This is a genomic window from Mycobacterium barrassiae (assembly GCF_025822765.1).
Taxonomy (GTDB): domain Bacteria; phylum Actinomycetota; class Actinomycetes; order Mycobacteriales; family Mycobacteriaceae; genus Mycobacterium; species Mycobacterium barrassiae.
The window spans coordinates 136,660-162,496 of sequence record NZ_JACKUK010000025.1 but is presented as its reverse complement, the minus strand read 5'-3'; the positions used below and the strand labels follow the sequence as shown (position 1 = coordinate 162,496).

General features: G+C 65.4%; 24 protein-coding genes. 9 read left to right on the top strand and 15 right to left on the bottom strand.

Features of this window, described 5'->3' with window-relative positions:
- The first annotated feature begins 157 nt into the window (after window positions 1-157).
- Complete coding sequence (locus tag H7J93_RS15440; protein ID WP_267307183.1) at window positions 158-814, top strand: SDR family oxidoreductase; 657 nt, start codon at window positions 158-160, stop codon at window positions 812-814.
- Here the strand turns inward: H7J93_RS15440 and H7J93_RS15435 are convergent.
- Entirely contained in the window at window positions 811-1,572 is a 762-nt protein-coding gene (locus H7J93_RS15435; protein WP_267307182.1) for a VOC family protein, read from the bottom strand. The genes H7J93_RS15440 and H7J93_RS15435 overlap by 4 nt on opposite strands.
- Window positions 1,573-1,740: 168 nt before the next feature.
- Here H7J93_RS15435 and H7J93_RS15430 point away from each other — a divergent pair, with 168 nt between their 5' ends.
- On the top strand, window positions 1,741-2,061 hold the full coding sequence (locus H7J93_RS15430; RefSeq protein WP_267307181.1) for a DUF1330 domain-containing protein: 321 nt from the start codon (window positions 1,741-1,743) through the stop codon (window positions 2,059-2,061).
- Window positions 2,062-2,077: 16 nt separating this feature from the next.
- Here H7J93_RS15430 and H7J93_RS15425 read toward each other — a convergent pair whose 3' ends face one another.
- The 12 genes from H7J93_RS15425 to H7J93_RS15370 all read right to left on the bottom strand — a co-directional run bounded on the left by H7J93_RS15425 (window position 2,078) and on the right by H7J93_RS15370 (window position 16,748).
- Entirely contained in the window at window positions 2,078-3,502 is a 1,425-nt protein-coding gene (locus tag H7J93_RS15425; protein WP_267307180.1) for an aldehyde dehydrogenase family protein, read from the bottom strand.
- A gap of 27 nt (window positions 3,503-3,529) precedes the next feature.
- Window positions 3,530-5,242, bottom strand: coding sequence for a thiamine pyrophosphate-binding protein (locus H7J93_RS15420; protein ID WP_267307179.1), 1,713 nt, complete (start codon window positions 5,240-5,242; stop codon window positions 3,530-3,532).
- A gap of 13 nt (window positions 5,243-5,255) precedes the next feature.
- Window positions 5,256-6,203: an acyl-CoA dehydrogenase family protein gene (locus H7J93_RS15415; RefSeq protein ID WP_267307178.1), complete on the bottom strand. Its 948-nt coding sequence runs from the start codon at window positions 6,201-6,203 to the stop codon at window positions 5,256-5,258.
- On the bottom strand, window positions 6,203-7,378 hold the full coding sequence (locus H7J93_RS15410; RefSeq protein ID WP_267307177.1) for an acyl-CoA dehydrogenase family protein: 1,176 nt from the start codon (window positions 7,376-7,378) through the stop codon (window positions 6,203-6,205). Before H7J93_RS15410 ends, H7J93_RS15415 begins: the two co-directional genes overlap by 1 nt.
- Window positions 7,375-8,319, bottom strand: coding sequence for a Gfo/Idh/MocA family protein (locus H7J93_RS15405; protein ID WP_267307176.1), 945 nt, complete (start codon window positions 8,317-8,319; stop codon window positions 7,375-7,377). Before H7J93_RS15405 ends, H7J93_RS15410 begins: the two co-directional genes overlap by 4 nt.
- Window positions 8,316-9,233: an acyl-CoA dehydrogenase family protein gene (locus H7J93_RS15400; RefSeq protein ID WP_267307175.1), complete on the bottom strand. Its 918-nt coding sequence runs from the start codon at window positions 9,231-9,233 to the stop codon at window positions 8,316-8,318. The genes H7J93_RS15405 and H7J93_RS15400 overlap by 4 nt, the downstream gene beginning before the upstream one ends.
- A complete protein-coding gene (locus tag H7J93_RS15395) occupies window positions 9,230-10,381 on the bottom strand; it encodes an acyl-CoA dehydrogenase family protein (protein ID WP_267307174.1) in 1,152 nt (383 codons plus the stop codon). Before H7J93_RS15395 ends, H7J93_RS15400 begins: the two co-directional genes overlap by 4 nt.
- 3 nt (window positions 10,382-10,384) lie before the next feature.
- Window positions 10,385-11,602 (bottom strand): CaiB/BaiF CoA transferase family protein, encoded by a 1,218-nt coding sequence (locus H7J93_RS15390; RefSeq protein ID WP_267307173.1) that lies wholly within the window; start codon window positions 11,600-11,602, stop codon window positions 10,385-10,387.
- On the bottom strand, window positions 11,595-12,518 hold the full coding sequence (locus H7J93_RS15385) for an SDR family NAD(P)-dependent oxidoreductase (protein ID WP_267307172.1): 924 nt from the start codon (window positions 12,516-12,518) through the stop codon (window positions 11,595-11,597). Before H7J93_RS15385 ends, H7J93_RS15390 begins: the two co-directional genes overlap by 8 nt.
- 66 nt (window positions 12,519-12,584) lie before the next feature.
- Entirely contained in the window at window positions 12,585-14,426 is a 1,842-nt protein-coding gene (locus H7J93_RS15380; protein ID WP_267307171.1) for a flavin-containing monooxygenase, read from the bottom strand.
- A gap of 64 nt (window positions 14,427-14,490) precedes the next feature.
- Complete coding sequence (locus H7J93_RS15375; protein ID WP_267307170.1) at window positions 14,491-15,903, bottom strand: aromatic ring-hydroxylating oxygenase subunit alpha; 1,413 nt, start codon at window positions 15,901-15,903, stop codon at window positions 14,491-14,493.
- Window positions 15,903-16,748 carry an SDR family NAD(P)-dependent oxidoreductase gene (locus tag H7J93_RS15370; RefSeq protein ID WP_267307169.1) on the bottom strand — a complete coding sequence of 282 codons (846 nt, stop codon included), beginning with the start codon at window positions 16,746-16,748 and terminating at the stop codon, window positions 15,903-15,905. Before H7J93_RS15370 ends, H7J93_RS15375 begins: the two co-directional genes overlap by 1 nt.
- 138 nt (window positions 16,749-16,886) lie before the next feature.
- Between H7J93_RS15370 and H7J93_RS15365 the strand changes: the two genes are divergently transcribed.
- From H7J93_RS15365 to H7J93_RS15340, 6 genes are all read left to right on the top strand, one after another.
- Entirely contained in the window at window positions 16,887-18,494 is a 1,608-nt protein-coding gene (locus H7J93_RS15365; RefSeq protein WP_267307168.1) for an NHL repeat-containing protein, read from the top strand.
- A gap of 31 nt (window positions 18,495-18,525) precedes the next feature.
- On the top strand, window positions 18,526-19,272 hold the full coding sequence (locus tag H7J93_RS15360; protein WP_267307167.1) for a GntR family transcriptional regulator: 747 nt from the start codon (window positions 18,526-18,528) through the stop codon (window positions 19,270-19,272).
- Window positions 19,269-20,819, top strand: coding sequence for an AMP-binding protein (locus H7J93_RS15355; RefSeq protein WP_267307166.1), 1,551 nt, complete (start codon window positions 19,269-19,271; stop codon window positions 20,817-20,819). Before H7J93_RS15360 ends, H7J93_RS15355 begins: the two co-directional genes overlap by 4 nt.
- Before the next feature lie 11 nt (window positions 20,820-20,830).
- On the top strand, window positions 20,831-21,601 hold the full coding sequence (locus H7J93_RS15350) for an SDR family NAD(P)-dependent oxidoreductase (protein ID WP_267307165.1): 771 nt from the start codon (window positions 20,831-20,833) through the stop codon (window positions 21,599-21,601).
- Entirely contained in the window at window positions 21,598-23,061 is a 1,464-nt protein-coding gene (locus tag H7J93_RS15345) for an acyl-CoA synthetase (protein ID WP_267307164.1), read from the top strand. The genes H7J93_RS15350 and H7J93_RS15345 overlap by 4 nt, the downstream gene beginning before the upstream one ends.
- 140 nt (window positions 23,062-23,201) lie before the next feature.
- Window positions 23,202-23,864, top strand: a complete 663-nt coding sequence (locus H7J93_RS15340; RefSeq protein WP_267307163.1) for an SDR family oxidoreductase — start codon at window positions 23,202-23,204, stop codon at window positions 23,862-23,864.
- On the opposite strand, the gene H7J93_RS15335 is transcribed toward H7J93_RS15340, so the two are convergent.
- Window positions 23,833-24,282, bottom strand: a complete 450-nt coding sequence (locus H7J93_RS15335; RefSeq protein ID WP_267307162.1) for an SRPBCC family protein — start codon at window positions 24,280-24,282, stop codon at window positions 23,833-23,835. The genes H7J93_RS15340 and H7J93_RS15335 overlap by 32 nt on opposite strands.
- Window positions 24,283-24,371: 89 nt before the next feature.
- Between H7J93_RS15335 and H7J93_RS15330 the strand changes: the two genes are divergently transcribed.
- Complete coding sequence (locus H7J93_RS15330) at window positions 24,372-24,746, top strand: MerR family transcriptional regulator (RefSeq protein WP_267307161.1); 375 nt, start codon at window positions 24,372-24,374, stop codon at window positions 24,744-24,746.
- 14 nt (window positions 24,747-24,760) lie between these two features.
- On the opposite strand, the gene H7J93_RS15325 is transcribed toward H7J93_RS15330, so the two are convergent.
- Complete coding sequence (locus H7J93_RS15325) at window positions 24,761-25,834, bottom strand: NAD(P)H-dependent amine dehydrogenase family protein (protein ID WP_267307160.1); 1,074 nt, start codon at window positions 25,832-25,834, stop codon at window positions 24,761-24,763.
- Window positions 25,835-25,837 lie beyond the last annotated feature (3 nt).

Sequence of the window (25,837 nt, the reverse complement as noted above, 5' to 3'; positions counted from 1 at the left end):
CTCATCGGTCGAGGAATTGCCCCAGCGTCGATCTGCCCGCCAAACCTCCACCGGACCTTTGCCTTATTGTGACCTTATTTAATCCTTATTTTTCTTAAAAATTGGTGTACGGTAGGTCCTCAGGCGCACGCATCTACAGCGACGGAAGGAACCGGATATGCATCAGGTACCTACACGAATCGTCCTGGTCACCGGCGGCTCGAGGGGCGTCGGCGCGGAGGTGGCGCAGAAGCTCGCCAGCCCCGACACCCATGTCGTCGTGAACTACCGGCAGAACGCCGAACGCGCGGAGTCGATCGCCGGAGCCATCCGCAGCGCCGGCGGGCATGCCTCGACGCTGGGTGCCGACATCTCCGACGAGATCCAGTCCGCCGCGATGATCGACACCATCGCCGCTCGCTTCGGGCGACTCGACGCGCTGATCCTCAACGCATCCGTCGGCCCCGCCCTCGGCGTCGACCTCGCACGTGCCAAGCGCCTCAACCGCGATGCCCAGCGTCGGCTTGCGCTGCGAGCGGTTCCGCTGATGCCCGCCGGCGGCCACATCATCTTCGTCACCAGCCATGCGGCTCACTTCTTCCCCCATCGGGCAGTGCCCAAGGGACAGACGGCCATCGCCGCCAGCAAGTGGGCGGGCGAGACCGCCCTGTATGCGATGCGTTCGGAATTCCGCAGTGCCGGCGTGCATCTCACCGTCGTTTCCGGCAACGCAGGCGACCCGACGTTCGCCGGGGCGATCGTCAACGCCGCCAACGCAGCCAACCCGTCCGGGATCGTCTACGTCGGCGGCGCCGACTCGCTGAAGATCGCCTAGCTCAGCGACGACAGGTTGAAGTTCGCGCCGGTTGGATCCGCGACGGCGGCCAACCGGCCATAGGGCGTGTCCTCCGCGCCGCGGATGACGCTGCCCCTGTTGTCGAGAACCAACTGCACGGTCTTGTCGACGTCATCGGCGCCGAGGAAGAAGCACCAGTTGGGATCGGCATCCATCTCCATCACGCCGAGCAGCGCTTCACCGTCGAAGTTGGCGGTGCTGTAACGGAATTCGTCGGTGTCGGAGACGTTGTCGACCTGCCAATCGAAGAGTTCACTGTAGAAGCGGAGTGCCTTGCAGTGGTCGCGGCTGGTCAGTTGGAAGTATGTCGGGGCGCCGTTCTCGTTGACGACTTCGAAGCCCCGGTGCCCCGTCGGTTGCCATAGGCCGACGAACGCACCCGTCGGGTCGGCGAACAGGCCCATCCAGCCCTTGTCCTTGACCTCCATCGGCTTCGCCCCGTCAGCACAGGTGCCCGCGCCCGCGGCGATGGCCTTGTCCAGCGTCGCGGTGATGTCGGCGGTGTGCAGATAGGTGGTCCACCCGTCCGGGCTGTTCCACTGCGGATCGTTGAACATCAGGCCCGCAACGGGTTTCCCGTTGCAGAACGCGTTGACGTAGCCGCCGTACTCGGGCCCGGCCGTCTCGAAAGTCCAGCCGAACACCGCGGCGTAGAACTCCTTGGAGCGGTCGACATCCGACGAGGCCAGGTCGATCCAGATCGGTGCGCCGACGGGGGTAGTAGTGCGGACGGGCATAGTGGTCTCCTTCGAGGTGGTGGATCAGTCACCGATGCAGACCACCGCCGCGTCAGAAACTCATCACGCCCGCTGCCGAGCAGACACAAACACCCCCAAATTTGTCCCAAAAAGGGGGTTTTCACGTCTGCTCGCGTCCTGGAGGTGACGCCTTGTACCGTCACGGACGTGACGGTTTACGCGCTCAACCTCTTCGACATCGCCGACCGCGACGAGTACCTCGCGTATTCGAGACGCTCACCGCAGGAGGTCGCCAAACACGGCGGCCGCGTCGTCGCGCTCGGTCAGTTCAGCGACGCGATCACCGGCGACATCGAACCGCGCAAGGTGTTGATCCTCGTCGAATGGGACTCCAGGGAAGCGTTCGACGGCTATTGCAACGACCCCGAACTCGCGGACTTGCATGCCCACCGCGAGAACGGGTCGTCGTCGTACATCTGGCATCTCTTCGACCGCCTCGACGATCTGCGGCCGCTGCTCAAGACCTAAGCCGTAGTCTCGAGCGTTAGGCCGGTGCGTAGCCGAGAGTGCCCTTGATCTCCAGGTATTCGTCGAAGCCGAACTCACTCCATTCGCGACCGTTGCCGCTGCGTTTGTAGCCACCGAACGGCGTGTTCAGGTCGAAGGCATGGTTGATCGCGACCTGCCCGGCGCGGATCCGGCGTGCCACCGCGCGCGCCGCCTCGAGGTCGGCGCCCGAGACATAACCCGCCAACCCGTAGTCGGTGTCGTTGGCGATCTCGATGGCGTCGTCGATGTCGTCGTAGGTGAGGATGCACAGCACCGGGCCGAAGATCTCCTCACGCGCGATCGTCATGTCGTTGGTGACGTCGGCGAACACCGTCGGCTTGACGTAGTAGCCCTTCTCCAGCCCGTCGGGCCGCCCGAGACCGCCGACGACCAATGTCGCGCCCTCGTCGATGCCCTTCTGGATCAGACCCTGGATCTTGTCGAACTGCGCCTTCGACGCGACGGGCCCGATGGCCGTCTTGTTTGAGGGATCGCCGACCTTCACCTGCTCGGCGGCGCCCTTCGCGGCGGCGATGGCTTCGTCCCGACGCGACTTGGGCACGAGCATGCGCGACGGCGCGTTACAGCTCTGACCGGAGTTCGGCATCATCGCCAGCACGCCCGCCGCCACGTTCTGCGCGAAGTTCTCGTCGTCGAGCACGATGTTCGGGCTCTTGCCGCCCAACTCCTGAGTCACCCGCTTGACCGTCGCCGCGGCGTTCTTCGCCACGTCGATGCCCGCACGGGTCGAGCCGGTGAACGACACCATGTCGATATCGGGGTGACTCGAGATCGCCGCGCCGACACCGGCGCCTTCCCCGAAGACCATGTTGTACACGCCCGCGGGCACCCCGGCGGCGTCCATCACCTCGGTGAAGATCTGGCCGGAATACGGCGCGACCTCCGACGGCTTGAGCACCATCGTGCAGCCCGTCGCCAGCGCCGGGAACACCTTGCAGGCGATCTGGTTGATCGGCCAGTTCCACGGAGTGATCAAACCGCACACGCCGATCGGCTCCTTGAGGATCAGCGCCTGACCGCGCGGCTCCTCGAACGCGAAGTTCTTCAGCGCGTCGATCGCGTTGTTGAGATGCCCGAGGCCGAGGTAGACCTGGGTGCCCGAGCCCAGCGACGGCGGCGCACCCATCTCCTCGGTCACCGCTTCGCCGAGGTCGGCCGACCGCTTCTGATACTCGGCCAGAATGGCCTGCAGGAGGTCCAGTCGCTCTTCGCGAGTGCTCACCGACCAGGTGGCGAAAGCCTTCCTGGCGGCCTTGACGGCTTTGTCGACGTCGGCCGGGGAGCCGATCGCGATCTTGCCGGAGACCTGCTCGGTGGTCGGATTGTCGACGTCCAGGGTCTTGGGCTCGACGGGGTCGACCCACTTGCCGTCGATGTAGAACTTCAGATATTCACGCATGGCTCTACCTTTCCCTAAAACCGTCCCCTACTGGGTACCTTCTGCATACCAGGTGCGGAATCGGTCGTACTTGGGCATCTCCTCGGAGTTGGCCTTCGGGTCGATGCACACATGCACCACACCGACTTTGCCGCTGGCGTAGGCGCGGGCGATGGCCGGCCCGATCTCGTCTTCCTTCTCGACGTACTCGCCGTGGCAGCCGAAGCCCTCGGCGACCTTGTCGAGGCGGACGTCCTTGCTCCAGTGCACGCCGGGCTGCGGGGACGGCTGCTCGAACGTGCGCTTGTACACACCGACCTCCAGGCCCCACTGATGGTCGACGCCGACGACGCACACCAGCGGCACGCCCTCCCGTGCGGCGGTCTCCAACTCGGCGATGTGGAACAGGAACGCCGAGTCGCTTGTCAGCAACATCACCGGCCGTTTACGGCCTTCGGCCACCGAGGCGCCCACCGCGTACGGCAGGCCGGTGCCGAGGTGGCCGAAGTTCTGGTTCCAGATCACGTCGCGCGGTTTGGACTGCGAGTAGGTCCACTGGAAGATGACGGTCGCGCCGCCGTCGCGCACGAGGATGGCGTCGTCGAGTTCGTTGAACGCCTTGGTGGCCTCGACGACGTAGCGCGCCGGGTGAATCGGCGAACGTCCCGACGGCGCAGACTCGGCGAGCTGGGCCAGTTCCTCGGCGTCGGCCTTGACGAGGCGGTCGAGGTTGGGCGACGGGCTGCGCGGGGTGTCTTTGAGCGCCTCGACCAACTGCGGTACCACCCCGCGCAGATCGCCGACGAGCGGCACGTCGAACTGGCGGTTGACGCCGATGGCGGCGGGGTCTTGCTCGACGTAGATCCATTTACGGTTGGCGTCGTTTCCAGCCCAGTGCTGCGTCTTGCCGTAGTGCATGGGCTCGCCGAGTTCGGTTCCGAGCGCGACGCAGAGGTCCGACTCTTCGACGGCTTCGTTGGCGGCCGGCGAGAACAAGTACGGGAACGTCCGATCCTGCAGTCCCGGGATGTACGACGTGCCGCCCGACGTCTGGATCACCGGGCAGTTCATCAGCTCCGCGAGTTCCTTGACCTCCTGCTGGGTGCGCGACGTGTGCACACCGTGACCCACCAACAGGATCGGGCTCTTCGCCTCGCGGATCAGCTTTGCGGCCGCAGCGATTTCAGGGGCGCCGGCGCCTTGGTTGACAAGCCGATACCGGTTGGGCGGCAACGGGTCCGGGACGTCGAGCTCTTCGAGGATGACATGCGACGGGTATTCGACGTAGCTCGGCCCGGGTGTGCCGGACATGGAGCGACGGATGGCCTCGCGGATGATCTCGTCGGTCTGGTCGGCGTACTCGATCGAGCTGCTGTACTTGACAGACGCCTCGAAAAGCGGCTCCTGCTGGACGAATTGGATGCGGCCGCGACGTACGCGCCGCTCGGTGACGCGGGCCCGCTGCCCGCCGAGGAAGATCACCGGGGAGTTCTCGACCAGTGCGCACTGGATTGCACCCGCGATGTTCGCCATCCCCGGGCCGAGCGTGCCGATGCACAGTCCCGGCTTACCGGTCATCCGTGACGCGGCCTCGGCCATGAACCCGGCGCTGAGCTCGTGGTGCGGTGCGACCACCGACCAGCCGCGGGCTTCGGCCTCGGCGAACATGTGCACGAAGTTCGGGTCGGGGATGCCGAACAGCGTGTTGACACCCTCGGCCTCGAACAGGTCGAGAATGCGCTTGTAGACGGGTACACCCATGTGAAACTCCTTATTATTTATAGCGTTTGGCTAGCTCTCTGCGGTGTGCTGCAGGAGATCCGAACAGCGAACGGTTGAGTGCGGCACGTTTGAGGTAGACGTGGATACCGCTCTCCCACGTGTATCCGATGCCGCCGTGCAACTGCATGGCCTTGCCCGCGATGTCGACGGCCGATGCGCACGCGTACGACTTCGCCATCGCGGCCGCCACACTGGCGTCTTGGTCCTCGGCGACAGCTTGCACTGCGGCGGTGACGAGTTGGCGCGCGACGGAGATCGCGACGAGCATGTCGGCGCAGGCGTGCTTGACAGCCTGAAACGATCCGATGGGCCTGCCGAACTGCTCGCGCACCTTCACGTAGCCGACCGTCGCGTCCAGCATCGCTTGCGAAATACCGAGGCTGTCGCAGGCGACGGCTACCGCGGCCCTATTGCGCAGGCGCTTCATCGCACCGGACGGATCGTCTTGGAAACGCAGGACCTCGCCTCCGTCCACGGTGCCGACGATCGCCAAGCGGCGGGTTTCGTCGACCACGGGTTGGGGTGTAAGGGACGGATCCGCGACGACGACACGATCATCGACGATCACCAGCGTGCGTTCGGCGCCGTCGGCGTCAGGGACGAAATCGAGCGGTTCGAATGCCACGGCGATCCTGACCTCACCGGATGCCACCTCGGCGAGCAAGTGGTCGCGGGTGTCGCTAGGCTCCAGCATGTTCAGTGCCCCCACAGCGAGCACGGCGCTGCCGAGGAAGCTGTTTGCGCTCGCGGCGCGACCCATCTCCTCGCACAGCACCGCCGTTTCGGCGAACGTCGCACCCGCACCTCCGAACTGCTCGGGCACTTCCAGCCCGACCCAGCCCGCGTCGACGAGCGCCTGCCAGTCCACCTCGCGGTTCTTGGCCAGCAGATCGCCTGCGACCGAACGCAGCTCGTCGTGGAACTCCGAATAATCGGCCATCAGACTGCACTCGGTTCCCGCGGCAGCCCCAGCCCACGCTCGCCGATGATGGTGCGCTGGATCTCGCTCGCCCCACCGGGAATCGTCCACTCCCATGATCCGATGAAGTCGAGCACCCAGGCGCCAGACTCCCAGCCGCTCGACATCGGCTTCGCCAACTCGGTGTGAGCGGCCAGCCCGCCGATCTCCGCACCGAAGTCCGTCATCCGCTGCAACAGCTCGCTGTAGAACAGCTTGACGATGGACGCGTCGGCCGGGCCTGTGACGCCGTTTGCTGGGTTCTCGCTGTCCTCTACGACCTTCCGGCACATTCCCCGCAAACCGGTGATCTCGATCTCGAACTGCGCCAATTTGTCCGCCACCACCGGATCGTCGATCGGACTGCTCTGCAGCAACCAGTTGAAGCCGGCGTTGCCGAGACGCTCGGCGAGCTCCAGCATCGTCATGCCCCGCTCCGCGCCCAGAGTCGCCTGCGCAACCTGCCATCCCGCGTTCTCCGCGCCGACCAGGTTGGCGGCCGGGATCCTGACGTCGTTGAGGAAGATCTCGCAGAAGTGTGAATCTCCGATCGCGTTGCGGATCGGGCGCACCTCGACTCCGGGTGTCGTCATGTCGAGCAGGAAGTACGAAATGCCTTTGCGCTTGGGAGCATCGGGATCGGTGCGGGCCAACAGCAGGCACCAGTCGGCGTGCATACCGCCACTGGCCCACAACTTCTGGCCGTTGACGATGTAGTGGTCGCCCTCCCGGCGCGCCGACGTCCGCAGGCTCGCCAGGTCGGATCCCGCCTCGGGTTCGGAGAACCCCTGCACCCAGATCTCGCCGTCGAGGATCGCCGGAAGATGTCGGGCGCGTTGCTCATCGGTGCCGGCCACCAACAGTGTCGACGCGGCGTGATGGATGCCGACGAAGGCCAGCACCAGCCGGGGCGCGTCGTGGGCGGCCAGTTCCTGGTAGAGCACGACCTGTTCGCCGACCGACATCCCGCCGCCCCACTCCCGCGGCCAGTGCGGGACGGCGTAGCCGGCGCTGTGCAGCGTCGCGAACCACGCCTTCTGGAATGCCACGAACTCCTTCTCGGTGGCGCCGGTCTGGCTTTGGCGCCAGTCACGGGGGACGTTGTCGGCGCACCACGCGCGCACCTCTTCCCGGAACTGTTCCAATTCCGCGCTCATGAGGCCGCCGCCCGCAGCCGGTCCATCGCGTGTGCGACGGCCACACCGTCATCGAAAGAGGGAGTGATCTGGGTGCCTGTCCGCAGCGCCTCTGCCACTTTGCCGAAGAAGGTCGACAGCGCGGGCGGCGGCGCCTTGCGGGGCGGGGCGGGGAACTCGATCGTCTCGGGCGCTTCGCCGGCTCGCCGCACGACGAGCTGGGTGTCGCCGATCAGCTCTATCGAGCCCGCGCTGCCCATCAGGGTCGCACGTGGTGTGGCCGGAACGGCCGCGGCGAACGCGGTGTCATGGACTGCGGTGCAACCGTTTTCCATGACGAACCAGGCCGAGTACGCGTCTTCGGCGGTCGCGGTGCGCGGCAATCCGTCGGCGTCGAGGTGCTCGGGCTCCTCGATCCGGGTGACACCGCCGCAGTCGGCGACCTCGCTGCCGAGCAGCCATCGGGTGAAGTCGATCAGGTGCGAGCCGTACGCCCCGATCCACCCGCCGCCCAACTCACGGTCGTTGATCCAGCCGTACTTACGCCCGCGCAGACCGCTGCCGAAGAACGTCAAACTCAGATGCGTGGGCGCGCCGATCGTTCCCGTGTCGGCCAACTCTTTGAGCCGGGACCAGGAGTCGTTGAAGCGGAACTCGAAGTTCAGGAAACCGAGGGTGCCGGCCGCGCGCGCACACTCGCGCATCTGCTGGGCCTCGTCGACGTTACGGCCGAACGGTTTGTCGCACAGCACCGCATGGCCGTGCTCGATCGCGGCCGTCACGTGGTTGACATGCATGAACGGCGGTGAGTGCACGGAGATCAGGTCGGCGTTGGACGCGATCGCCTTCTGCACCGCGGAATCGTCGCGAGGACTGACGATTTCGACGTCGAAACCCAGGCTCTGATAGGCGGGCGCGGCGGCGTGCTTGCCGAACCCGGTGCCGATCACCGCGACCTTCATGCGAACAGCCCCGTCAAACCTGATCCGCCGACCCTGCGGGTCAGTTCGTCGCGCGTGACCGAGAGCCCGAGCGGCAGTCGGCGCAGCGGCTGGCTGTAGCGCGACAGCCAGGAGAGCGTGGTCTCGTCGCAGAACCCGACGGCGCCGTGCAGCTGATGACACACCCGGAAGACGACCTCTGCCGCCTCGATCGCCGACATCCGCAGCGCCAAGGCGTCGTCGAGCGCTTCGGGCTTACCCGATCCGGCGCTCCACAGCGCGTACTTGGCGAGGATGTCGAGGCCGCTGCGTTCGACCTCGGCTTCGGTGAGCTGGAACTGCACACCCTGGAACGACGACAGCGTCTGCCCGAACTGCTTGCGCAGACTGACATGCGAGACGGTGAGCTCGATCGCGCGGTCCAGCATGCCAAGCAGCGTCCAGCATGGCAGCACGAGACCGAGCGCGACATCACCCGCACCGCCATCGTCGATCGCGGACAGCTCGAGCTCGGTGACGAATGCCGGACCGACCGGCCCTTGAGCCGTGACCTGGGATCGGGCGCCGTCGAGTGTCACTGCGGCCCAGCGGGACTCGAGGCCTGCGAGCGCGCCGGATGGGCGAGGACCCGCGACGACGGTCAGTCCATCGAGGTCGAGATCGGCGGGTGCGGCGAGGCGTTCGGCGACGGGGTACGGTACCGCCCAATACCCTGCGCTGCGGCACAGCGCCGCGGCGGCCTCCAGACCGTCAGTGTCATTGCGAGGATCGAGTTCCCACGCACCGAGTCCGGCAAGGACGGGGCCGACCAGCGCTTCGCGGCTCGCCGGTTTGGCTTCGGCGTCCTGGACCAGTTGATCGCCACCAGCTGACTCGAACGCCCGAAGAGCCTGGTGTCCAAACTCTTTGGCGTCGTCGCTGAGGTCGAGGATCATTTCGCGGCCGCCAGCAGGGAGCGTGACAGCAGGATGCGCTGCATCTCGATGCTGCCCGACGACACGGTGGACGCCTGCGAGTACTTCCAGTGGTCCTCGACCTCGCCGAGGAACCACTTGGCGCGAGGATCGTCGTGCTTGACCTCTGCGGCGATATCCATCAGCACCTCGGCACTGTCCTGGTCGAGCTTGGTGACGGCGATCCGGTACGCCGCCGCATCGCCGGGCTGGATGCGTCCGCTGTCCTGAAGGGAGACCACCCGATACGCCATCAGGCGTGCCCGACGGCAGTGCGTCAGCATGCGCACCCACCGACCGCGAAGCTCGGCGGGCAGCTGGTCCCAGCGGTCCCCGAGAACCGTTGGCGCTGCACCCAGTAGGCGCTCACACCGGGCATACCGGGCGATGCCCACCCGCTCGAAGGACATGACGTCCTGCACGATCGACCAGCCCGCATCGACGGCGCCGAGCACGTCGGCCTCGGTGACCCGCAGGTCGTCGAAGAACACCTCGTTGAGGTGGTGCGGCCCCATCATGCAGCGGATCGGGCGCACCTGGATCGCCGGATCGTCCATCGGCACCAGGAAGATTGTCAGACCCTGTTGTTTCTTCTCACCTTTCGACGTCCGCGCCAGCAGGAAGCACCACTGCGCCATGGTCGCGTAGGACGTCCAGATCTTCTGACCGCTGACCAGCCAGCCGTCGCCGTCACGTCGGGCGGTCGTGCGCAGCGACGCGAGATCCGAGCCGGCCTCTGGTTCGGAGAAGCCCTGGCACCAGATGACCTCACCGCGGGCGATCGGGGGTAAGTGCTTGCGCTGCTGTTCCTCGGTCCCGTGCCGCATGATGATCGGCCCGACCCAGTTGACCCCCATGTACTGGGCACCGCGCGGTTCGTGGTGCGCCCACATCTCCTCACGCACCACGGTCTGTTCCCATACCGATGCCGCACCGCCGCCGAACTCCTCGGGCCATGAGAGACAGAGCAGATTGCGCTCGGCCAGCAGCCGGCAGAACGTCTGAGCGGTCTCCAGGTCGGCCGGATCATCGGTGAATGCGCCCAGAAAGTGTTCGGGCACATTGTTGTTCACCAACTCGCGCAGCTCGGTGCGCAACGCGTCGGCCCGCGGTCCCATTTCGAAGTCCATGGCCTATCCCGCCTCCGATGCGCCGAGACCACGGTTGTTGATGGATTCCGGTCGATTCCCGTCAGAAACCGTGGTCTCGGCGCCATCGAGCCCCAGCTCGGCGAGGACGTCGTCGGTGTCCTCACCCAACCGCGGCGCGGGACCGCCGACCCGGCCGGGCGTGCGCGAAAACCACGTCGGCACACCGGGAAACCGCACCGGTCCGTGTTGGGTGTCCACCGTTTCGAACAGGCCGACGGCGTTGAGGTGCGGGTTGTCGAACAACGCATCGGGGGTGTTGAGCGGCGCGGCGGGGATCTCCAGCTGACTGAACAGCGTCAGCCACTCTTCGGTGGTGCGCTCCTTCAAGGTCTCGGCCAACAGCCCGTACACGGCGTCGATGTCGTTGGCACGCAGTTCAAGTGTGGCGTACTTGTCGTCGTTCCACGCGGGCTGTACCGCGTTGACGAAGGCGTTCCAGTGTTTGTCGTTGTAGATCAGGGCCGCGATGTATCCGTCGCTGGTGCGGTACGGGCGGCGATTCGGCGCCACCGTGCGTGGATACACGGCCGGTCCCAGCGGAGGGTCGAACATGGCGCCGTTGGCATGTTCGACCAGCATGAATGATGCCATGGTCTCGAACATCGAGACCTCGACTTCCTGTCCCTCTCCGGTGCGCTCCCGGTGGAACAGTGCCATCGTCGTCGCGTACAGCGCGGTAAGGCCTGCGACTTTGTCGGCCATGATGGTGCCGACGTAGTCGGCCTGCCCCGTCAGTTGTTCCTGCACGGCGGGTATCCCGCATTCGGCCTGAATCGTGTCGTCGTAGGCGGGGCGGTCGCGGTCGGGTCCGCGATGGCCGTATCCGTAACAGTTCGTGTACACGATGGACGGATTGATCGCAGCGACGTCGTTGTATCCAAAACCCAACTTGGCGATCGCCTTGGCGCGCATCGAATGGATGAAAACGTCGGCGCGTTCGATGAGTGCGCGCAGCGCCGCCTTGCCCTCGTCGGTTCGCAGGTCCAGGACGATGCCACGCTTACCGCGGTTGACGTTGACGAACACCCCGCTCATGCCTGATTCCGGACCGACGGAGATGAATCGCGTGTTATCACCTTGCGGCGGTTCGATTTTGATCACCTCGGCGCCCATATCCGCCATGATCTGCGTGCAGTACGGCCCCATCACCATCACGGTGAGGTCGACCACCCGCACACCCGCCAACGGGCCGCTAGGCATGGTTTGCCTCCTGTTTCGCCATCGCGAAGCTGTATCGGATGTGGTCGCCGTGGCCGTCGGGTACCACGGGGAAGACGAGCGGCTGCGTGTCGTCGCGGATCGCCGTCATGTTCTCGCCGACATCTTCGATCGACCACGACGGTCTATATACCCCCGGTGTCTCCGCCACCACGGCGGTGGCCACTCGGCCCGCGAGCGCGACCATGATTTCCCCTGTGATCGAACATGTTTCGTGCGACAGCCAACCGACAACAGGCGCCACCAGTTCAGGTCCCATTGGCGGATAGGCCGACGTGTCGATACCTTCCGCCATCCGCGTGACGGCGGCGGGCACGATCACGTTGCTCCGCACGCCGAACTCGAGCCCTTCCATCGCCGCCACGTTCGACAATCCGATCACTCCCGCCTTGGCCACCGCATAGCTGGCGACGCCGTGGTTGCCATAAAGGCCGCCGATCGACGACGTCAACACGATGCGGCCGTAGCCCGCGTCGCACATCACCGGGAATGCCTGCCGCACCGCGTGGAATGCACCGCGAAGGTGGACGTCGACGACGGCCTCGAAGTCCTCGTAGCTCATCTCGCGCAACGGGGCGCGCCGGACGTTTCCGGCGTTGTGGATGAGGATGTCGACGCGGCCGAAGTTGTCCAGGGCCGTGTCGATGATCGCCTTACCGCCCTCCGGCGTGGCCACCGAGTCGGTGCTCGCGACGGCTTGGCCACCCGCAGCGGTGATCTCGCGCACCACCTCGTCGGCGGGTGCGGCGTCCACATCTCCTCCCGCCAGGCTGCCGCCGAGGTCGTTGACGACGACCTTCGCGCCCCGTGACGCCAACAGCAGAGCGTACGAGCGGCCCAGTCCCCTACCGCCGCCGGTGACGACGGCCACCCGGCCGTCGAACCTCAGCTCATCCATTCGCCGACTGCACGCTTGTTGTACGTGAATCGCGAGTAGGGCCGCAAACAAGCGTGCACCCGGCGGTCATGAGCGCAACTCCAGACCCTCCAGGTCACCCTTCTCGCGCCACGCCTTGAGGAGGTCGTCGAACGCGTAGAAGCCGGCCATGTAGTAGTCGCCGAGGAACGAGCGGTGGCCCTGATCGAATCCGCGGCCCTCGTTGTTGTAATAGCCAGGCGTACAGGCGAGATCGAACGCCGACGTGTCGACCGCGATCTCCTTGATGTGGGCGCCCCAGGCTTCTTGTGCCTCGAGGCTCGGCTCGACGATCGTCGCGTTCCGTTGCACCGCCTCGGCGATGATGTAGGCGATGTGCTGGGCCTGCTGCTCGAACATCGCCGTCGTATTGGCCGACACGCCGCCCTGAATGAACCCGGTGTGGAACTGGTTCGGGAAGCCGTGGCTCGTGATCCCGTGCAGCGTCTTGAAACCGTCGCGCCAGTGGTCGAACAGCAACAACCCGTCGCGACCCTCGATGGTGTCGATCGCGTACCGTCGACTGATCTCGGTGGAGATCTCGAAACCACTCGCGAAGATGACGCAGTCGACCTCGTATTCGACGCCGTTGGCGACGATCCCGTTCTCTGTGAGCCTGTCGATGCCCTTGGACTCCGCGACGTCGACCAGCGTGACGTTCGGACGGTTGAAGGTCGCCAGGTATTCGTCGCTGCTGCACGGACGTTTACACAGGAACTGGTAGTACGGCTTGAGCGCCTCGGCGGTCTGTGGATCGTCGACGATCGCTTCCACGCGGCGCCGCAGCCGCTCCATGATCTTGAAGTCCTCTTCTTCGCGCATCGCCATGATCTGCTCGACGCCCAGCGACGCCGGATCCTCGGCTGCAGCAACGCGTGCGGTCAGGTTGCGGCCGAGTTCGGTCCAGAAGTCGCATACCTGATCCTCCGCATCGAAGATCACCCCGTCGCCGAACGGTGACCAGCGATGGAAGTTGAGTTTGCGCTCCTCCTGCCAACCGGGCTTCAGCGACGCCGCCCACTGCGGATCGGTCGGCTCGTTGGCGCGGATGTCCACCGACGACGGTGTCCGCTGGAACACATAGAGGTGCTGGGAATCTCGGCCGAGATGTGGGACGAGCTGCACACCCGTGGCTCCCGTACCGACGAGTGCGACCCGCTTGTCGTGCAGCTTGTGCAGTCCACCCGATGCGTCGCCGCCCGTGTAGTCGTAATCCCAACGGGCGGAGTGGAACATATGGCCCTTGAAGTCCTTGATGCCAGGGATGCCTGGCAGTTTCGGACGGTTGTAGGAGCCCTGCGTCATCACGACGAAGCGAGCACGGATGTCGTCGCCGCGGTTGGTGCTCAGGTGCCAGCGAGCGATCTCGTCGTCCCAGCACACCGTTCGCACCTGGGTGGAGAAGATGGCCCCGTCATACAGACCGAAGTGCTTGCCCATTCGCCTGCAGTGCTCGAGGATCTCGGCGCCGTCGGCGAACTTCTTCGACGGCATGAAGTCGAGCTCTTCGAGCATCGGGATGTAGCAGTACGCATCATTGTCACACTGGATGCCCGGGAAGCGATTCCAGTACCACACGCCGCCGAAGTCGCCGCCCATCTCGATGACGTGCACGTCGTCGACGCCTGCCTTCTTCAGGTATGCGCCTGCGAGCAGCCCCGCGATGCCCCCACCGAGCACCGCGACCTCGACGTCTTCGTTGATCGGCGTGCGAGGTGTCACCGGTGTGTGGGGGTCGACTTCGGCGAACTCCGCGAACTCGTCCTTGAGTTCCAGATACTGCGATGCGCCTTCAGGTCGCAGACGCTTGGCCCGCTCGGCGGCGTACTTCTCCCGCAACGCGTCGATATCGATATCGGTGGGTACGTCCGTCGGTCCACAGGTCGTCATGTGTCTCCTTTACTGGCGATTTCGGCGTGTTGCGTCTCGCTGAGCGTGACTAAGCACGCCGAAATCACAAATCTTGGGGCTCGCCGGTGCCCATGTACTTGGACAGTTGGTAGTGCAGGTTCACCGTGCTGCGCTCGCGATACGGGTTGGGCTTGGTACCGGGGAAGCCGGCCGACTTCATGCCCTGCTGCACCGCCGCCATGTTCGAGAAGTCCTGCGGCAGCACCGAGAGCCAGTTCGGGGAGTCCTTCGGGGTGTACTGCCATTCCGTCTGCGGCTCTTGACCTTTGGGATAGAGCTCGAATACCGCGACCTCGAAGATGCACTTGTTGGGGTCATAGCTCGGATCGGGGCGTGCGGAGTAGCACAGCGCGCTCGTCAGGCCCTGGCCCACTTGGAAGTTGGGGAAGATCTGCCAGGCGGTACCGCTCTGGCCGAGGATGTCGGGTGGGATCGTCGGCCAGATCACCCCGCGCGCTTCGTCGTCGCGACGCGCCGACGCCAGCCAGTGCTGCAGCACCTGATCCGCCGGCGTGCCTTCGGGCAGTTCGTCGACCAGCCGCTTGGCGGCGTTGACCAACGTCTCCGTGGTGGTCGCGTTGGTCTCTTCCATTGTGTAGACCTGCATCTCGGCCGTCGAGATGCGCGGGTCACCGGTGCCGAGGCGAATCTTGGACTTGGTCTCGTCCAAACCCTTCGGAGCGTCGTAGCCGATGTTGCTGTGCTTGCCCTGCGCCTTGGCCCAACCCTTGAACTCACCGAACTTGTTGAATTCCGGATGCGTGGTGAACACGTGGTAGGTCTCGTTGAAGGCCTCCATCGCGACCTTCCAATTGCAGTCGAAATAAAGCCATTTGCGCCATTTGTAGCGCATGTTCTCCAGTCCGAATGGCTCCAGGATCTTCGATGCCGGAAACAGGTAGTCGGCCAGCGATTCGGCGGAGGGATCCATGTTGATGAACAACCACCCACCCCAGGTGTCGACCTGGACCGGAACAAGGTGGGTGTTGTCGGGTGTCAGCGCACCCTTCCAGTCGTCCTGTTCGCGGATGTGGGTGCAGGCACCGTCCAAACCGTATGTCCAGCCGTGGAACCCGCAGACGAAGGACTTACGAGCACGGCCGATCGCGTTCTTGGCGCCCTCGGGTGTGTCGACCAGTTTGCGGCCGCGATGCATGCACACGTTGTGGTGGGCCGCAAACTCGTTCGGTCCCGTCCGCACCACGATGATCGAGTCGTCGAGGATGTCGTAGGTCAGATAGCTGCCCACCTCAGGGAGCTCTTCGACGCGGCCGACCTGCTGCCAGACCTTGCGCCACAACCGATCCCGCTCGTTGCGGGCGTACTCCTCGGAGATGTAGGCGTCGACACCGATGGTCATCGGCGACGAGAGATCTTCGGCGACCTGCCCGGTCGAATCGTCCGGATCGCCGTCGACCTCGATGGCGGCATCTAGGTCGGATTCGGTGTGCGTCACTAGATCCTCCTAATTTCAGTTCGGAAGGACTCGTCGGCGAGGAAGAGCGAGGTGTTGTCGGCGCCGAGGTGCGTCCATTTCAGGTTGAGACCGCCGTCGACCAGCAGGGTCTGACCAGTGATGTAGCTCGACATGTCCGACAGCAGGAACAGGATCGCGCTCGCCTGTTCCTCCGGTGTGCCGCGCCGGCCCATGGCGATGGCGGTGCGGTCGCGTTCGGGGTCGTCATCGACATAGGTGCGTGACGCCGCCGTCGCCGTCACGCCGGGCGCGACGGCGTTGACTCGAATGTTGTTCAGCGCGAGTTCGGCGGCCATTGTCCGGGTCATCGCCACGATCGCCGCCTTCGCGGTCCCGTAGGCGATGTGGAACGGAGCGGTGTTCATCCCGCTGATCGACGACACTGAGACGATCGATCCGGGATTGCCCTTTTCGCGAATCTCAGCCGCCACCGCTTGGCTCATGAAGAACGCGGTTTCGAGGTTCGCCGCGAACAGCGCTCGCCAGTCCTCGCGCGTCACCCGCGTCGCGGGCATCCATGTGGACGGCGCCGCCCCGCCCGCGATGTTCACCAATCCGTACAGCACGCCGTCGGTGCGCCGCACGTGGTCCATGACGGTGGCGATGCCCTCGTCGGTGGAGGCGTCCGCGGACACCGGCACCACCGACAAGCCGTCCTTGGCCAGCGGCGCGACGTGTTCGTCGAGGTTCTCCTTTGACCGGCTGACCGCGACGACGGTGGCGCCTGACTCGGCGGCCATCCGCGTGATGGTCGTGCCGATCCCGCCGCCGCCCGCGCCCGACACCACGACGATGCGGCCGTCCAGCCGAAGAAGGTCGCTCATATTATTTGTCCGGACAAAAGATGGTGCTCTGCATATTGCAGAACACTATTCCGCAGCGATTATCGCCCAGTCAAGGCCGAGCCTGATGGGCTTTCGGGCTATTGTCTGGACTAGAAGCGCTTGGTACCGTCCGGGGTCATGAGTGCTCCAGCGACGGCGTCGCTCCCGCCCTCCCGGTACATCGCGACCAACCCCACGACCGCCGACGGTTGGCAGCTCGAAAGGCTCACGACGCCGAGTCGCTTGTTCGGCGCGAACGGGTTGCGGACCGGGCCCGACGGACGCATCTACGTCGCTCAGGTGACAGGCAGTCAGATCAGCGCCGTCGATCTGGCCGACGGCGGAGTCGAGGCCGTCAGCCCGAAGGGCAGCGAGATCATCGCGCCCGACGACGTCGCCTTCGACGGTGCCGGCAACCTGTACGCGACCGAGGTCATGGACGGCCGGGTGAGCGTACGTGACGCCGGCGGCGCGGCGCGGGTGCTGCGCGACGACCTCCCCTGCGCGAACGGCATCACTGTCCATCAGGACCGGCTGTTCATCAACGAGTGCCGCGACGGCGGTCGGCTGGTGGAACTCGATCGGGCCACCGGAGCTTCGCGAATTCTGCTGGAGAACCTGCCGTCGCCGAACGCGATGGAGGTCGGGCCGGACGGGATGCTGTACTACCCGCTGATGACGGCCAATGAGATTTGGCGCATCGACCCGCAAGGGGGTGAGCCGCAGCGGGTGGCCGGCGATCTCGGCGTGCCGGATGCGGTCAAGTTCGATCCGCAGGGCTATCTGGTGTCGACACAGGTGGCCAACGGGCAGGTGCTGCGCATCGATCCGCGCAGCGGTGAGAAAACCCTACTGGCGCAACTCAATCCGGGGCTGGACAATCTCACCTTCGTCGGCGACCGCCTTTTTGTCTCCAACTTCACCGGAGAAATCACCGAGATCCTGGCGGGCGGCGAGACGCGCACCGCGCTGCCGGGCGGGTTGAACTGGCCGCTGGACCTCGTCATCGGCGACGACGGCCGACTGTACGTCGCCGACGGCACCTACTTCTATGTCGTCGGGGCCGACGGTGCGCTGGAAACCGTGGGCATGCTGTTCACGCCCGGCTATCCAGGCTTCCTGCGTGGGCTGGCCCCGGAGGGCCCCGGGGCGTTCGTGGTGGCGACATCGGGTGGCCAGATCGCCCGGTACCGTCCCGGCGATGGCGAAACCGACTATCTCGCTGATGGTTTCGACCAACTCTACGGCGTCGCCATCGGGCCCGGGAACACCATCGTGTTCGCCGAACTCGGCACCGGCAGCGTGCACGCGCTGCGATCGGGCAATGTCGAGCTCCTGGCCTCCGGGCTGCAGGATCCGGTCGGCGTGGCGTTCGGCGCCGACGGGGTTCCGCTGGTGGCGGAATCGGGTGCCGGACGCGTCGTGCGGCTGGCCGGTTCCACCGAGACCGTCGTCGACGGGCTGCAGCGACCGCAGGGTATCCATGTCTCCGGGGACCAGCTGTACATCGTGGACGCGGGCGCGAAGGAGGTCATCGCGGTCGACTTGACCAGCGGCGAGCGGCGCACCATCGCCTCCGGCCTGCCCGTCGGACCGCCGCCGGGCGTCAATCCCAAGCCGCTCAAGGGAATGCCACCGTTCTCCGGCCCTCAGGGTCCGTTCGCCGGTATCACCGAAGGTCCCGACGGCACCCTATATGTGTCGGCCGACGGCGACGGCAGTGTGTTGGTGTTGCGACGAACATGACCGGCCAGCGAGAAGCGGAGCGGAATCGCGCATGACCGTCAGCCCGGCCGACCACCGGTATCTCCAGGTGGCACGTACCCTGCGCAAGGAGATCGTCGACGGGGTGTATCCCGTGGGTTCCCAGCTGCCGACGGAACAGCAACTGTGCGAACGTTTCGAGGTCAGCCGCTACACCATTCGCGAGGCGCTGCGACGGCTTCGTGACGACAACCTCGTCGCGTCGCGCCCGCGCGCAGGCACGCTGGTCGTTCCACGGCCGGAGACGAACAGCTACGCCCAGGACGTGATGTCTATCAATGATCTGCTCGCGTTCGCCTCAGGCGCACAGCTCACGATCGAGAGCAACGCGACCGTGATCGTCGACGAACAGCTCGCCGAGCGCACCGGGCTGGCCGTGGGAACTGAATGGCTCGCGGTACGCGGATACCGGGCCGACGGCACCGCCACACCGGTCTGCACGACGGAGTACTACATCAACAGGGCGTTCGCCGCGGTCGGCCGTCTGCTGCAACGACATTCGGGGCCCATCTTCCCGCTGATCGAGGACCTGTTCGGCGTCAGCATCGTGGAAGTGCGCCAGGAGATCTCCGCGATCGCGGTGTCACCCGAGCTGGCGGATGCACTCAAGGTCGAGGTGGGCACCGCCGCACTCGAGATGCAGCGCACGTACATGACGTCCGACGGTGAAGTCGCGCAGGTCACCGTCAACACCCACCCCTCGTCGCGCTACCGCCATTCGATGACCATGCGCAGGGTCAAGGGGCAGGCCGGCCAGTGAGGGTAGACGAGCAGCGCTCAACCGACGCCTACCGGCGGGGGTTGTGGGTGCGCGAGACACTCGCCGACGCACTCCGGGACGCCGCACAGACGACGCCCGACCGAACGGTGGTGGTGGACGGCGGCATTCGGCTGGACTGTAAGACGCTGCATGAGCAGGCCACCGCGCTGGCGCAGACGCTGTTGGCGCGGATGCCCGCGGGCAGCGTGGTGTCCTTCATGCTGCCCAATTGGCATGAGGCCGCTGTCATCTATCTCGGCGCGACGCTGGCGGGCATGGTGGTCAACCCGATCCTGCCGTCGCTGCGGGACCGCGAGCTCGCGTTCATCCTGACGGACGCCGACAGCCGGGCAATCTTCGTCCCGTCGACGTTCGGCAATCACGACTACGCCGCGATGCTGGATCGGGTGACCGCATCGATGGCGTCGCCTCCGGAAGTCATCGTCGTCCGCGGCGATGGCCACACCCCGTACCCGTCGATGTTCGACGTCGACGCCGCCGCGGTGCTGCCGGTGCTCAATCCCGACACCGTGCGCATGATCCTCTACACCTCCGGTACGACCGGACGGCCGAAGGGTGTTCTGCACACCCATAATTCGATACAGGCGCTCATCCGTCAGATCGGAGAACACTGGCACGTGGCCGACGGTGACACCTTCCTCGTTCCGTCGCCGATCGCGCATATTGGCGGCTCGATCTACGCGTTCGAGTGCCCGCTGTTGCTGGGCACCACGGCGGTGCTGATGGAGCGTTGGGATCCCGACCGGGCGGTATCGCTGATGCTTGCGGAGCGCTGTACCCACATGGCAGGTGCCACACCGTTTCTCGACGGCCTCCTCGGTGCCGCCGAGCGGGCCGACACCCGACTACCGGACCTGAAAGTGTTCATCTGCGGTGGCGCATCGGTTCCGCCATCGCTGATCCGCAGGGCCGCTGATTATTTCGAGAAGGCCGCGGTAACAAGGGTTTACGGATCCACGGAGGTGCCGGTCACCACGGTCGGTTCGTTCGACGCCGTTGACCATGCGGCGGACACCGACGGTCGCGCGGGCATCGCCGACATCAAACTCGTCGACGGCGAGATCTGTGCCCGCGGTCCGCAGATGCTGGCCGGCTATCTCCATCCCGAGGACGAGACGGCGGCATTCGACGACGAGGGCTACTTCCGCACCGGCGATCTCGCCCGCTGGGTCGACGACGGTTACGTGGTGGTCACCGGCCGCGCCAAGGACATCATCATCCGCAACGGTGAGAATATCTCCCCCAAGGAAGTCGAAGACCTTCTCATCGGGCGGGCAGGTATCGCGGAGATCGCGGTCGTCGGTGTGCCCGATGAGCGGACGGGTGAACGGGCGTGTGCGGTCATCGTGACCGCCGAAGAACGCGCACCCAGTCTGGACGACCTCGCCAAACTGCTGATCGACGGGGGTCTGGCCAAGTTCAAAATCCCTGAGCAGATCGTCATTTGGGACGCGCTGCCGAAGAACGACGCGGGCAAGGTGTTGAAACATCAGATCCGGGCGACGCTGACAGCCGGGAAGAACTGAGGTGGTTTGAGATGCAGGTTGCGATCGTCACAGGTGCCAGTAGTGGCATCGGGTTCGGCTGCGCCACAAAGCTCGCCGAGCAGGGCATGGCGGTGCTCGGCACTGGGCGCGACGAAGCCAGGCTCGCCGAGCTCAAGGCATGCGACCCTGAGCGCATCGAGACGCTCGCCGTCGACCTGACCGCCGACGATGCGCCCCGACAAATTGTCGACGCAGCGATCGAGCGGTGGGACCGCATCGACTTCCTGATCAACAACGCCGGAGTGGGGAGCCCGAAGCCACTGCACGAGACCGACGACGAATCACTGGACTATTTCCTGGGATTGATGCTGCGCGCCCCGTTTCGGTTGGCGCGTGAGGCGATCGGGCACATGAAGCCGGGATCGGCCATCATCAACATCACCTCGACTTTCGCGGTGGTCGGCGGATTGCGCGGTGGCGCATATTCCGCGGCCAAGGGCGGGTTGACCTCACTCACCAGGCACATCGCCTGCCAGTACGGACCGCTGGGCATCCGGTGCAACGCCGTCGCGCCCGGCGTGACGCTGACGCCGATGGTCGCGACGCGACTCGAAGATTCGCGGTTCCGCAAGATCAACACCGAGATGACGCCCTACCCGCGGTTGGGCGAGGTCGACGACATCGCAAGCACAGTCGCGTTCCTGTGCTCGGACGGCGCGAGCTTCATCAATGGTCAGGAGATCGTCGTCGACGGCGGTTGGACATCGACCAAGTACCTGTCGGACTTCGCGCTGAACGCCGATTGGGTTGCCCGACAGTGAACCTGTTCGCCCTTCTGGACCAGTCCGCCGGCCGATTCGGCGACCGCGGCGCGGTGTTCTGCGGTGAACGCCAACTACATACGTGGAGCGAACTGCGTGACCGCGCCCTGCGGATCGCGTCCAGTCTCGGACCGCCTGGCACCCGCATCGCGATCGCCAGCGAGAACCGCCCCGAGATCGTCGAGCTGATGTTCGCCATCTGGGCCGCCGAGTGCGCGGTCGTCCCGATCAACTACAAGCTGCATCCGCGCGAGATGATCCAGATCCTGGACGACGCGGGCGCCGCGCAGGTGTTCGCGTCACCCAAGATCGGCGCGGAGTTGGCGTCCGTCACGCAGGTCCCAGTCGAAATAGTTGACTCGCAGGAGTATTCGTCGCGCCTGACCCGACCGCCAGTGGAACTGCCGCGTCTCACCGATCCTTCGGCCCTGGCATGGCTGTTCTACACGAGCGGTACCACCGGCCGGTCCAAGGGCGCGATGCTGAGCCACCGCAACCTGATGGCGATGACGGTGTCCCACCTCGCGGATTTCGATTCGCCGGACGATAACTGCAGCCTGGTGCACGGGGCGCCGATGTCGCATGGCTCCGGTCTCTACATCCCGCCGTACGTGTTACGCGGTGCGCGGCAGGTGATTCCCGAGTCCGCCGCGTTCGAACCGGACGAGTTTCTCGACCTCTGCGAACGCCATCCCGGTTGCAGCGCGTTCCTCGCGCCCACCATGGTGCAGCGCCTTGTGCAGACCGGGCGCTCGCGCCCGGACAACCTGCGGACCATCGTGTACGGCGGCGGGCCGATGTACGTCGAGAGCCTGAAGAAGGCGATGGCGGCGTTCGGGAACATCTTCGTCCAGCTCTACGGCCAGGGCGAGGCGCCGATGACGATCACTGGACTGCGCAGGGCCGACCATGTCGATGCCGATGATGCGATTCTCGGGTCGGTCGGCTATGCCCGCTCCGGCGTGGACGTCGCGGTCCTGCGCGACGACGACACACCGGCGGCACCGGGTGAGATCGGTGAAATCGTCTGTCGCGGAGACGTTGTCATGACCGGGTACTGGAACAACCCGGAGGCGACCGAGAAAACGCTTCATCACGGCTGGTTGCGGACCGGTGACATGGGTTCGTTCGACGAGCGCGGCTTCCTCACGCTGCGGGACCGCTCCAAGGACGTCGTGATCAGCGGTGGAAGCAACATCTACCCGCGGGAGGTCGAGGAGATCCTGCTCGAACACCCCGGCGTCGATGAGGCGGGTGTGGTCGGGGCGCCCGACGATGAGTGGGGCGAGGTCGTCGTCGCGTTCATCGTCGGAAAGGCCTCGCCGGCCGAGCTGGATGCTCATCTGCTCGAGCGCATCGCCCGCTTCAAGCGCCCCAAGCGCTATGAGTACATCGACGAGCTGCCGAAGAACAGCTACGGCAAGGTGCTCAAACGCGAATTGCGCGAACGCCTGGTCTAGCCAACCCTTGGTCTAGAGGCGGACTCTCCCGAATGGCGTGCTATGACCGAGATTGAAGTGACGGCTGCTGGCGCCGACCACGACCATGGTGTCAATCTCGACCATAGGAACCGAGCTGCCGCATCCCTAGGATGGATGGCATGCGCGTCGTCATCGCCGGTGGACACGGAAAAATCGCCCTCATCCTGGAACGGCTGCTCTCAAAGCGCGGAGACACGGCGGTCGGCCTGATCAGGAATCCTGAGCAGGTCGCGGACCTGGAGGCGGCGGGCGCTCAGGCGGTCGTCATCGACCTCGAGGCGGCTGGCGTCGACGAGGTGGCGGCGCACCTTCAGGACGCCGACGCGGTCGTCTTCGCCGCCGGCGCGGGTCCGGGCAGCGGCGCGGCACGGAAGCAGACTGTCGACTGCGACGCCGCGATTCTGCTCGCCGACGCTGCCGAGGCGGCCGGCGTGCGGCGCTATGTGATGATCTCGGCGATCGGGGCCGACGTCGAGGCACCGGACGACATCGGCGATCCGGTATTCGTTGCCTATCTGCGCGCGAAAGGTGCCGCGGACGAGGCGATTCGGAAACGTGAGGCGCTCGACGCGACCGTCGTGCGCCCCGGTCGTCTGACGAACGACCCCGGCACCGGGTGCGTGGAGCTTTCCGACCAGACCGGACGTGGTGACATCCCACGCGAGGACGTCGCCGCTGTTCTCGTGGCGGTGCTCGACACGCCGGAGACGGCCGGGCGGACGTTCGAGGTGATCGGCGGTGAGACACCGATCATCGAGGCGGTCCGTCGAGTAGTCGCTTGAGATTACGAAGCCCGGCCCTGGCACGCCTGCCCATGAGCCATCCGGCGAAGGGCACTATGGTAAATCGGGCCAGGGCGGTCTCATTGCGGCTCAGCATCCTCCAGCGGACTTCGCACGACTTCTCGCCGACAGCGCTGAATTCGATCTCCATGCGCGGCAACACCAGGGGCTGGTCACCCTCGGTCACCAAGCGCACCGGAATTTCTGCTTCCACCACCACGATCCGCACCGCCCGCTCGCCCCGCAGGGGCACGGCGACGGTCTCCGTGTATCGCTTACCTGGCGTTGTGAACGCAACATCGTCTTCCGCGACGAGATTGATCACAGCCGGAAACCAATCACCGAAGTTCTTCAAGTCCGCGGCGTAGTCGAAGGCCTTCGTACTGGAACACCCAATCGTGATGACCGCACTGGTCAACAAACGCATCGACCCTCCTCATCGATCCTCATGACGTATCGCCGAAGGCTAAGGTGTAGACCTAGGTCTACAGTCAAGGGCGAGCACCCATGCAAATCAGTGAGCTAGAAGCACGCACCGGCCTCGGCCGCCACGCTCTGCGTTATTACGAGCACCGAGGCCTGCTCGGCGAGGTGCATCGAACCAGCAGCAATTATCGCGACTACCCCGAGTCGTTGGTACGACACGTGAAACTTCTTCGCAGCATGCAATCGCTCGGCTTTTCATTGACCGAAATCCGGGAAGTGCTCGATGGGCTGCGCTCCAACGACATCGACTGCGCCGCCGGAGCCAGGCTACTGGCCGACAAACGCGCCCGGGTCCAAGAACAGATAGGTGGTCTGAAGGAAGTCAGACGCATTCTGCTGCAGGAACAGCAGCGGTTGGAAGAAACTGCCCGGCGGCACGGACGGCCATTGCGATAGGTCGCAACTGGGCTTCACCACATAAGCCCGCGCACCATTTCGGCCGGCGGAATATCCTCGAGCGCAATGAGTCCCGCCGGTGCGCGGCACACCCAGTCGATGACGTTGACGACCCGAGCAGCCGTCGACACACACCCCGCCTCGGTGACGTCGAGGGTCGGGTGCGACAGGTGGGTGCTCACCTCGACGCGCGGCTCGCCTTCCACGATCACCTTGTGCACGCCGGAATGTCCCTCGGTCGGATACTCCCAATCCGGCGCCGCCGCAGGTGTGAGTCGGGTGGTGTGTTCGACGGTGATGACGACCTCACCGTCGCGCACACCTTCGGCCGCGAAGCGTACCGCCGCCAGCTGTCCCGGCTCGACGGTCATCATCTTGCATTCGATGCGCTTGTCGGTGTACCAGGGCTCGTAGCGGTCGCGGACCTCGGCGAGGTCGATTCCGAGGTGCCGGGCCAGGTTACGCACCAGGCCACCGAACATGGCCGCCACAACGCCCGGCTGGAACGCGAGCGCTGGGCCGTCGTCCGGTGTGGTGCCGAATCCCATTGCAGTACCGGTGTATTCGTAGTCATCGTAGTTGCCGTAGTCGAAAACCTCCTGCACGGTCACCGACTCGGCCCTGGTGACCAAGCTCAACGCGGCGAGCACCGCCGTGTCGCCCGAATACCCGGGATCGATGCCGTTGACGTACAGCGAGGAGCCGCCCGCTGCGCACGCCTCCTCGAGCGGACCCCGCAGCCAATCATCAACCTGATGCGGTGTCACCAGCCATACCATCGAGGTACCGACGACGTTGATGCCTGCGGCCAAGAGCTTCGTCATCTGCTCGAGCGCCTCCATCGGCCGCGTCTCGCCCAGCGCGGTGTACACGACGCAGTCCGGCTTCAGCGCGATCAGCGCGTCGATGTCGTCGGTCGCGATGATGCCGGTCGGCTCGCTCAACCCGCAGAGTTCTGCGGCGTCGCGCCCGATCTTGTTCGGGCTCGCTGCATGCACACCCACAAGTTCCAGGTCGGGGCGCCCGATGATGGCCTTCAGCGAATGCTGTCCGACATTGCCGGTGGAAAACTGGACCACTCTTCGCATTTC

Coding starts and splice junctions, on each gene's coding strand:
- H7J93_RS15360 (WP_267307167.1), top strand. CDS start 18,526: ATGACCGTCAGCCCGGCCGACCACCGGTATCTCCAGGTGGCACGTACC.
- H7J93_RS15385 (WP_267307172.1), bottom strand. CDS start 12,518: ATGGATGAGCTGAGGTTCGACGGCCGGGTGGCCGTCGTCACCGGCGGC.
- H7J93_RS15425 (WP_267307180.1), bottom strand. CDS start 3,502: ATGCGTGAATATCTGAAGTTCTACATCGACGGCAAGTGGGTCGACCCC.
- H7J93_RS15370 (WP_267307169.1), bottom strand. CDS start 16,748: ATGAGCGACCTTCTTCGGCTGGACGGCCGCATCGTCGTGGTGTCGGGC.
- H7J93_RS15380 (WP_267307171.1), bottom strand. CDS start 14,426: ATGACGACCTGTGGACCGACGGACGTACCCACCGATATCGATATCGAC.
- H7J93_RS15400 (WP_267307175.1), bottom strand. CDS start 9,233: ATGATCCTCGACCTCAGCGACGACGCCAAAGAGTTTGGACACCAGGCT.
- H7J93_RS15440 (WP_267307183.1), top strand. CDS start 158: ATGCATCAGGTACCTACACGAATCGTCCTGGTCACCGGCGGCTCGAGG.
- H7J93_RS15365 (WP_267307168.1), top strand. CDS start 16,887: ATGAGTGCTCCAGCGACGGCGTCGCTCCCGCCCTCCCGGTACATCGCG.
- H7J93_RS15410 (WP_267307177.1), bottom strand. CDS start 7,378: ATGAGCGCGGAATTGGAACAGTTCCGGGAAGAGGTGCGCGCGTGGTGC.
- H7J93_RS15330 (WP_267307161.1), top strand. CDS start 24,372: ATGCAAATCAGTGAGCTAGAAGCACGCACCGGCCTCGGCCGCCACGCT.
- H7J93_RS15340 (WP_267307163.1), top strand. CDS start 23,202: ATGCGCGTCGTCATCGCCGGTGGACACGGAAAAATCGCCCTCATCCTG.
- H7J93_RS15350 (WP_267307165.1), top strand. CDS start 20,831: ATGCAGGTTGCGATCGTCACAGGTGCCAGTAGTGGCATCGGGTTCGGC.
- H7J93_RS15395 (WP_267307174.1), bottom strand. CDS start 10,381: ATGGACTTCGAAATGGGACCGCGGGCCGACGCGTTGCGCACCGAGCTG.
- H7J93_RS15390 (WP_267307173.1), bottom strand. CDS start 11,602: ATGCCTAGCGGCCCGTTGGCGGGTGTGCGGGTGGTCGACCTCACCGTG.
- H7J93_RS15420 (WP_267307179.1), bottom strand. CDS start 5,242: ATGGGTGTACCCGTCTACAAGCGCATTCTCGACCTGTTCGAGGCCGAG.
- H7J93_RS15325 (WP_267307160.1), bottom strand. CDS start 25,834: ATGCGAAGAGTGGTCCAGTTTTCCACCGGCAATGTCGGACAGCATTCG.
- H7J93_RS15405 (WP_267307176.1), bottom strand. CDS start 8,319: ATGAAGGTCGCGGTGATCGGCACCGGGTTCGGCAAGCACGCCGCCGCG.
- H7J93_RS15415 (WP_267307178.1), bottom strand. CDS start 6,203: ATGGCCGATTATTCGGAGTTCCACGACGAGCTGCGTTCGGTCGCAGGC.
- H7J93_RS15435 (WP_267307182.1), bottom strand. CDS start 1,572: ATGCCCGTCCGCACTACTACCCCCGTCGGCGCACCGATCTGGATCGAC.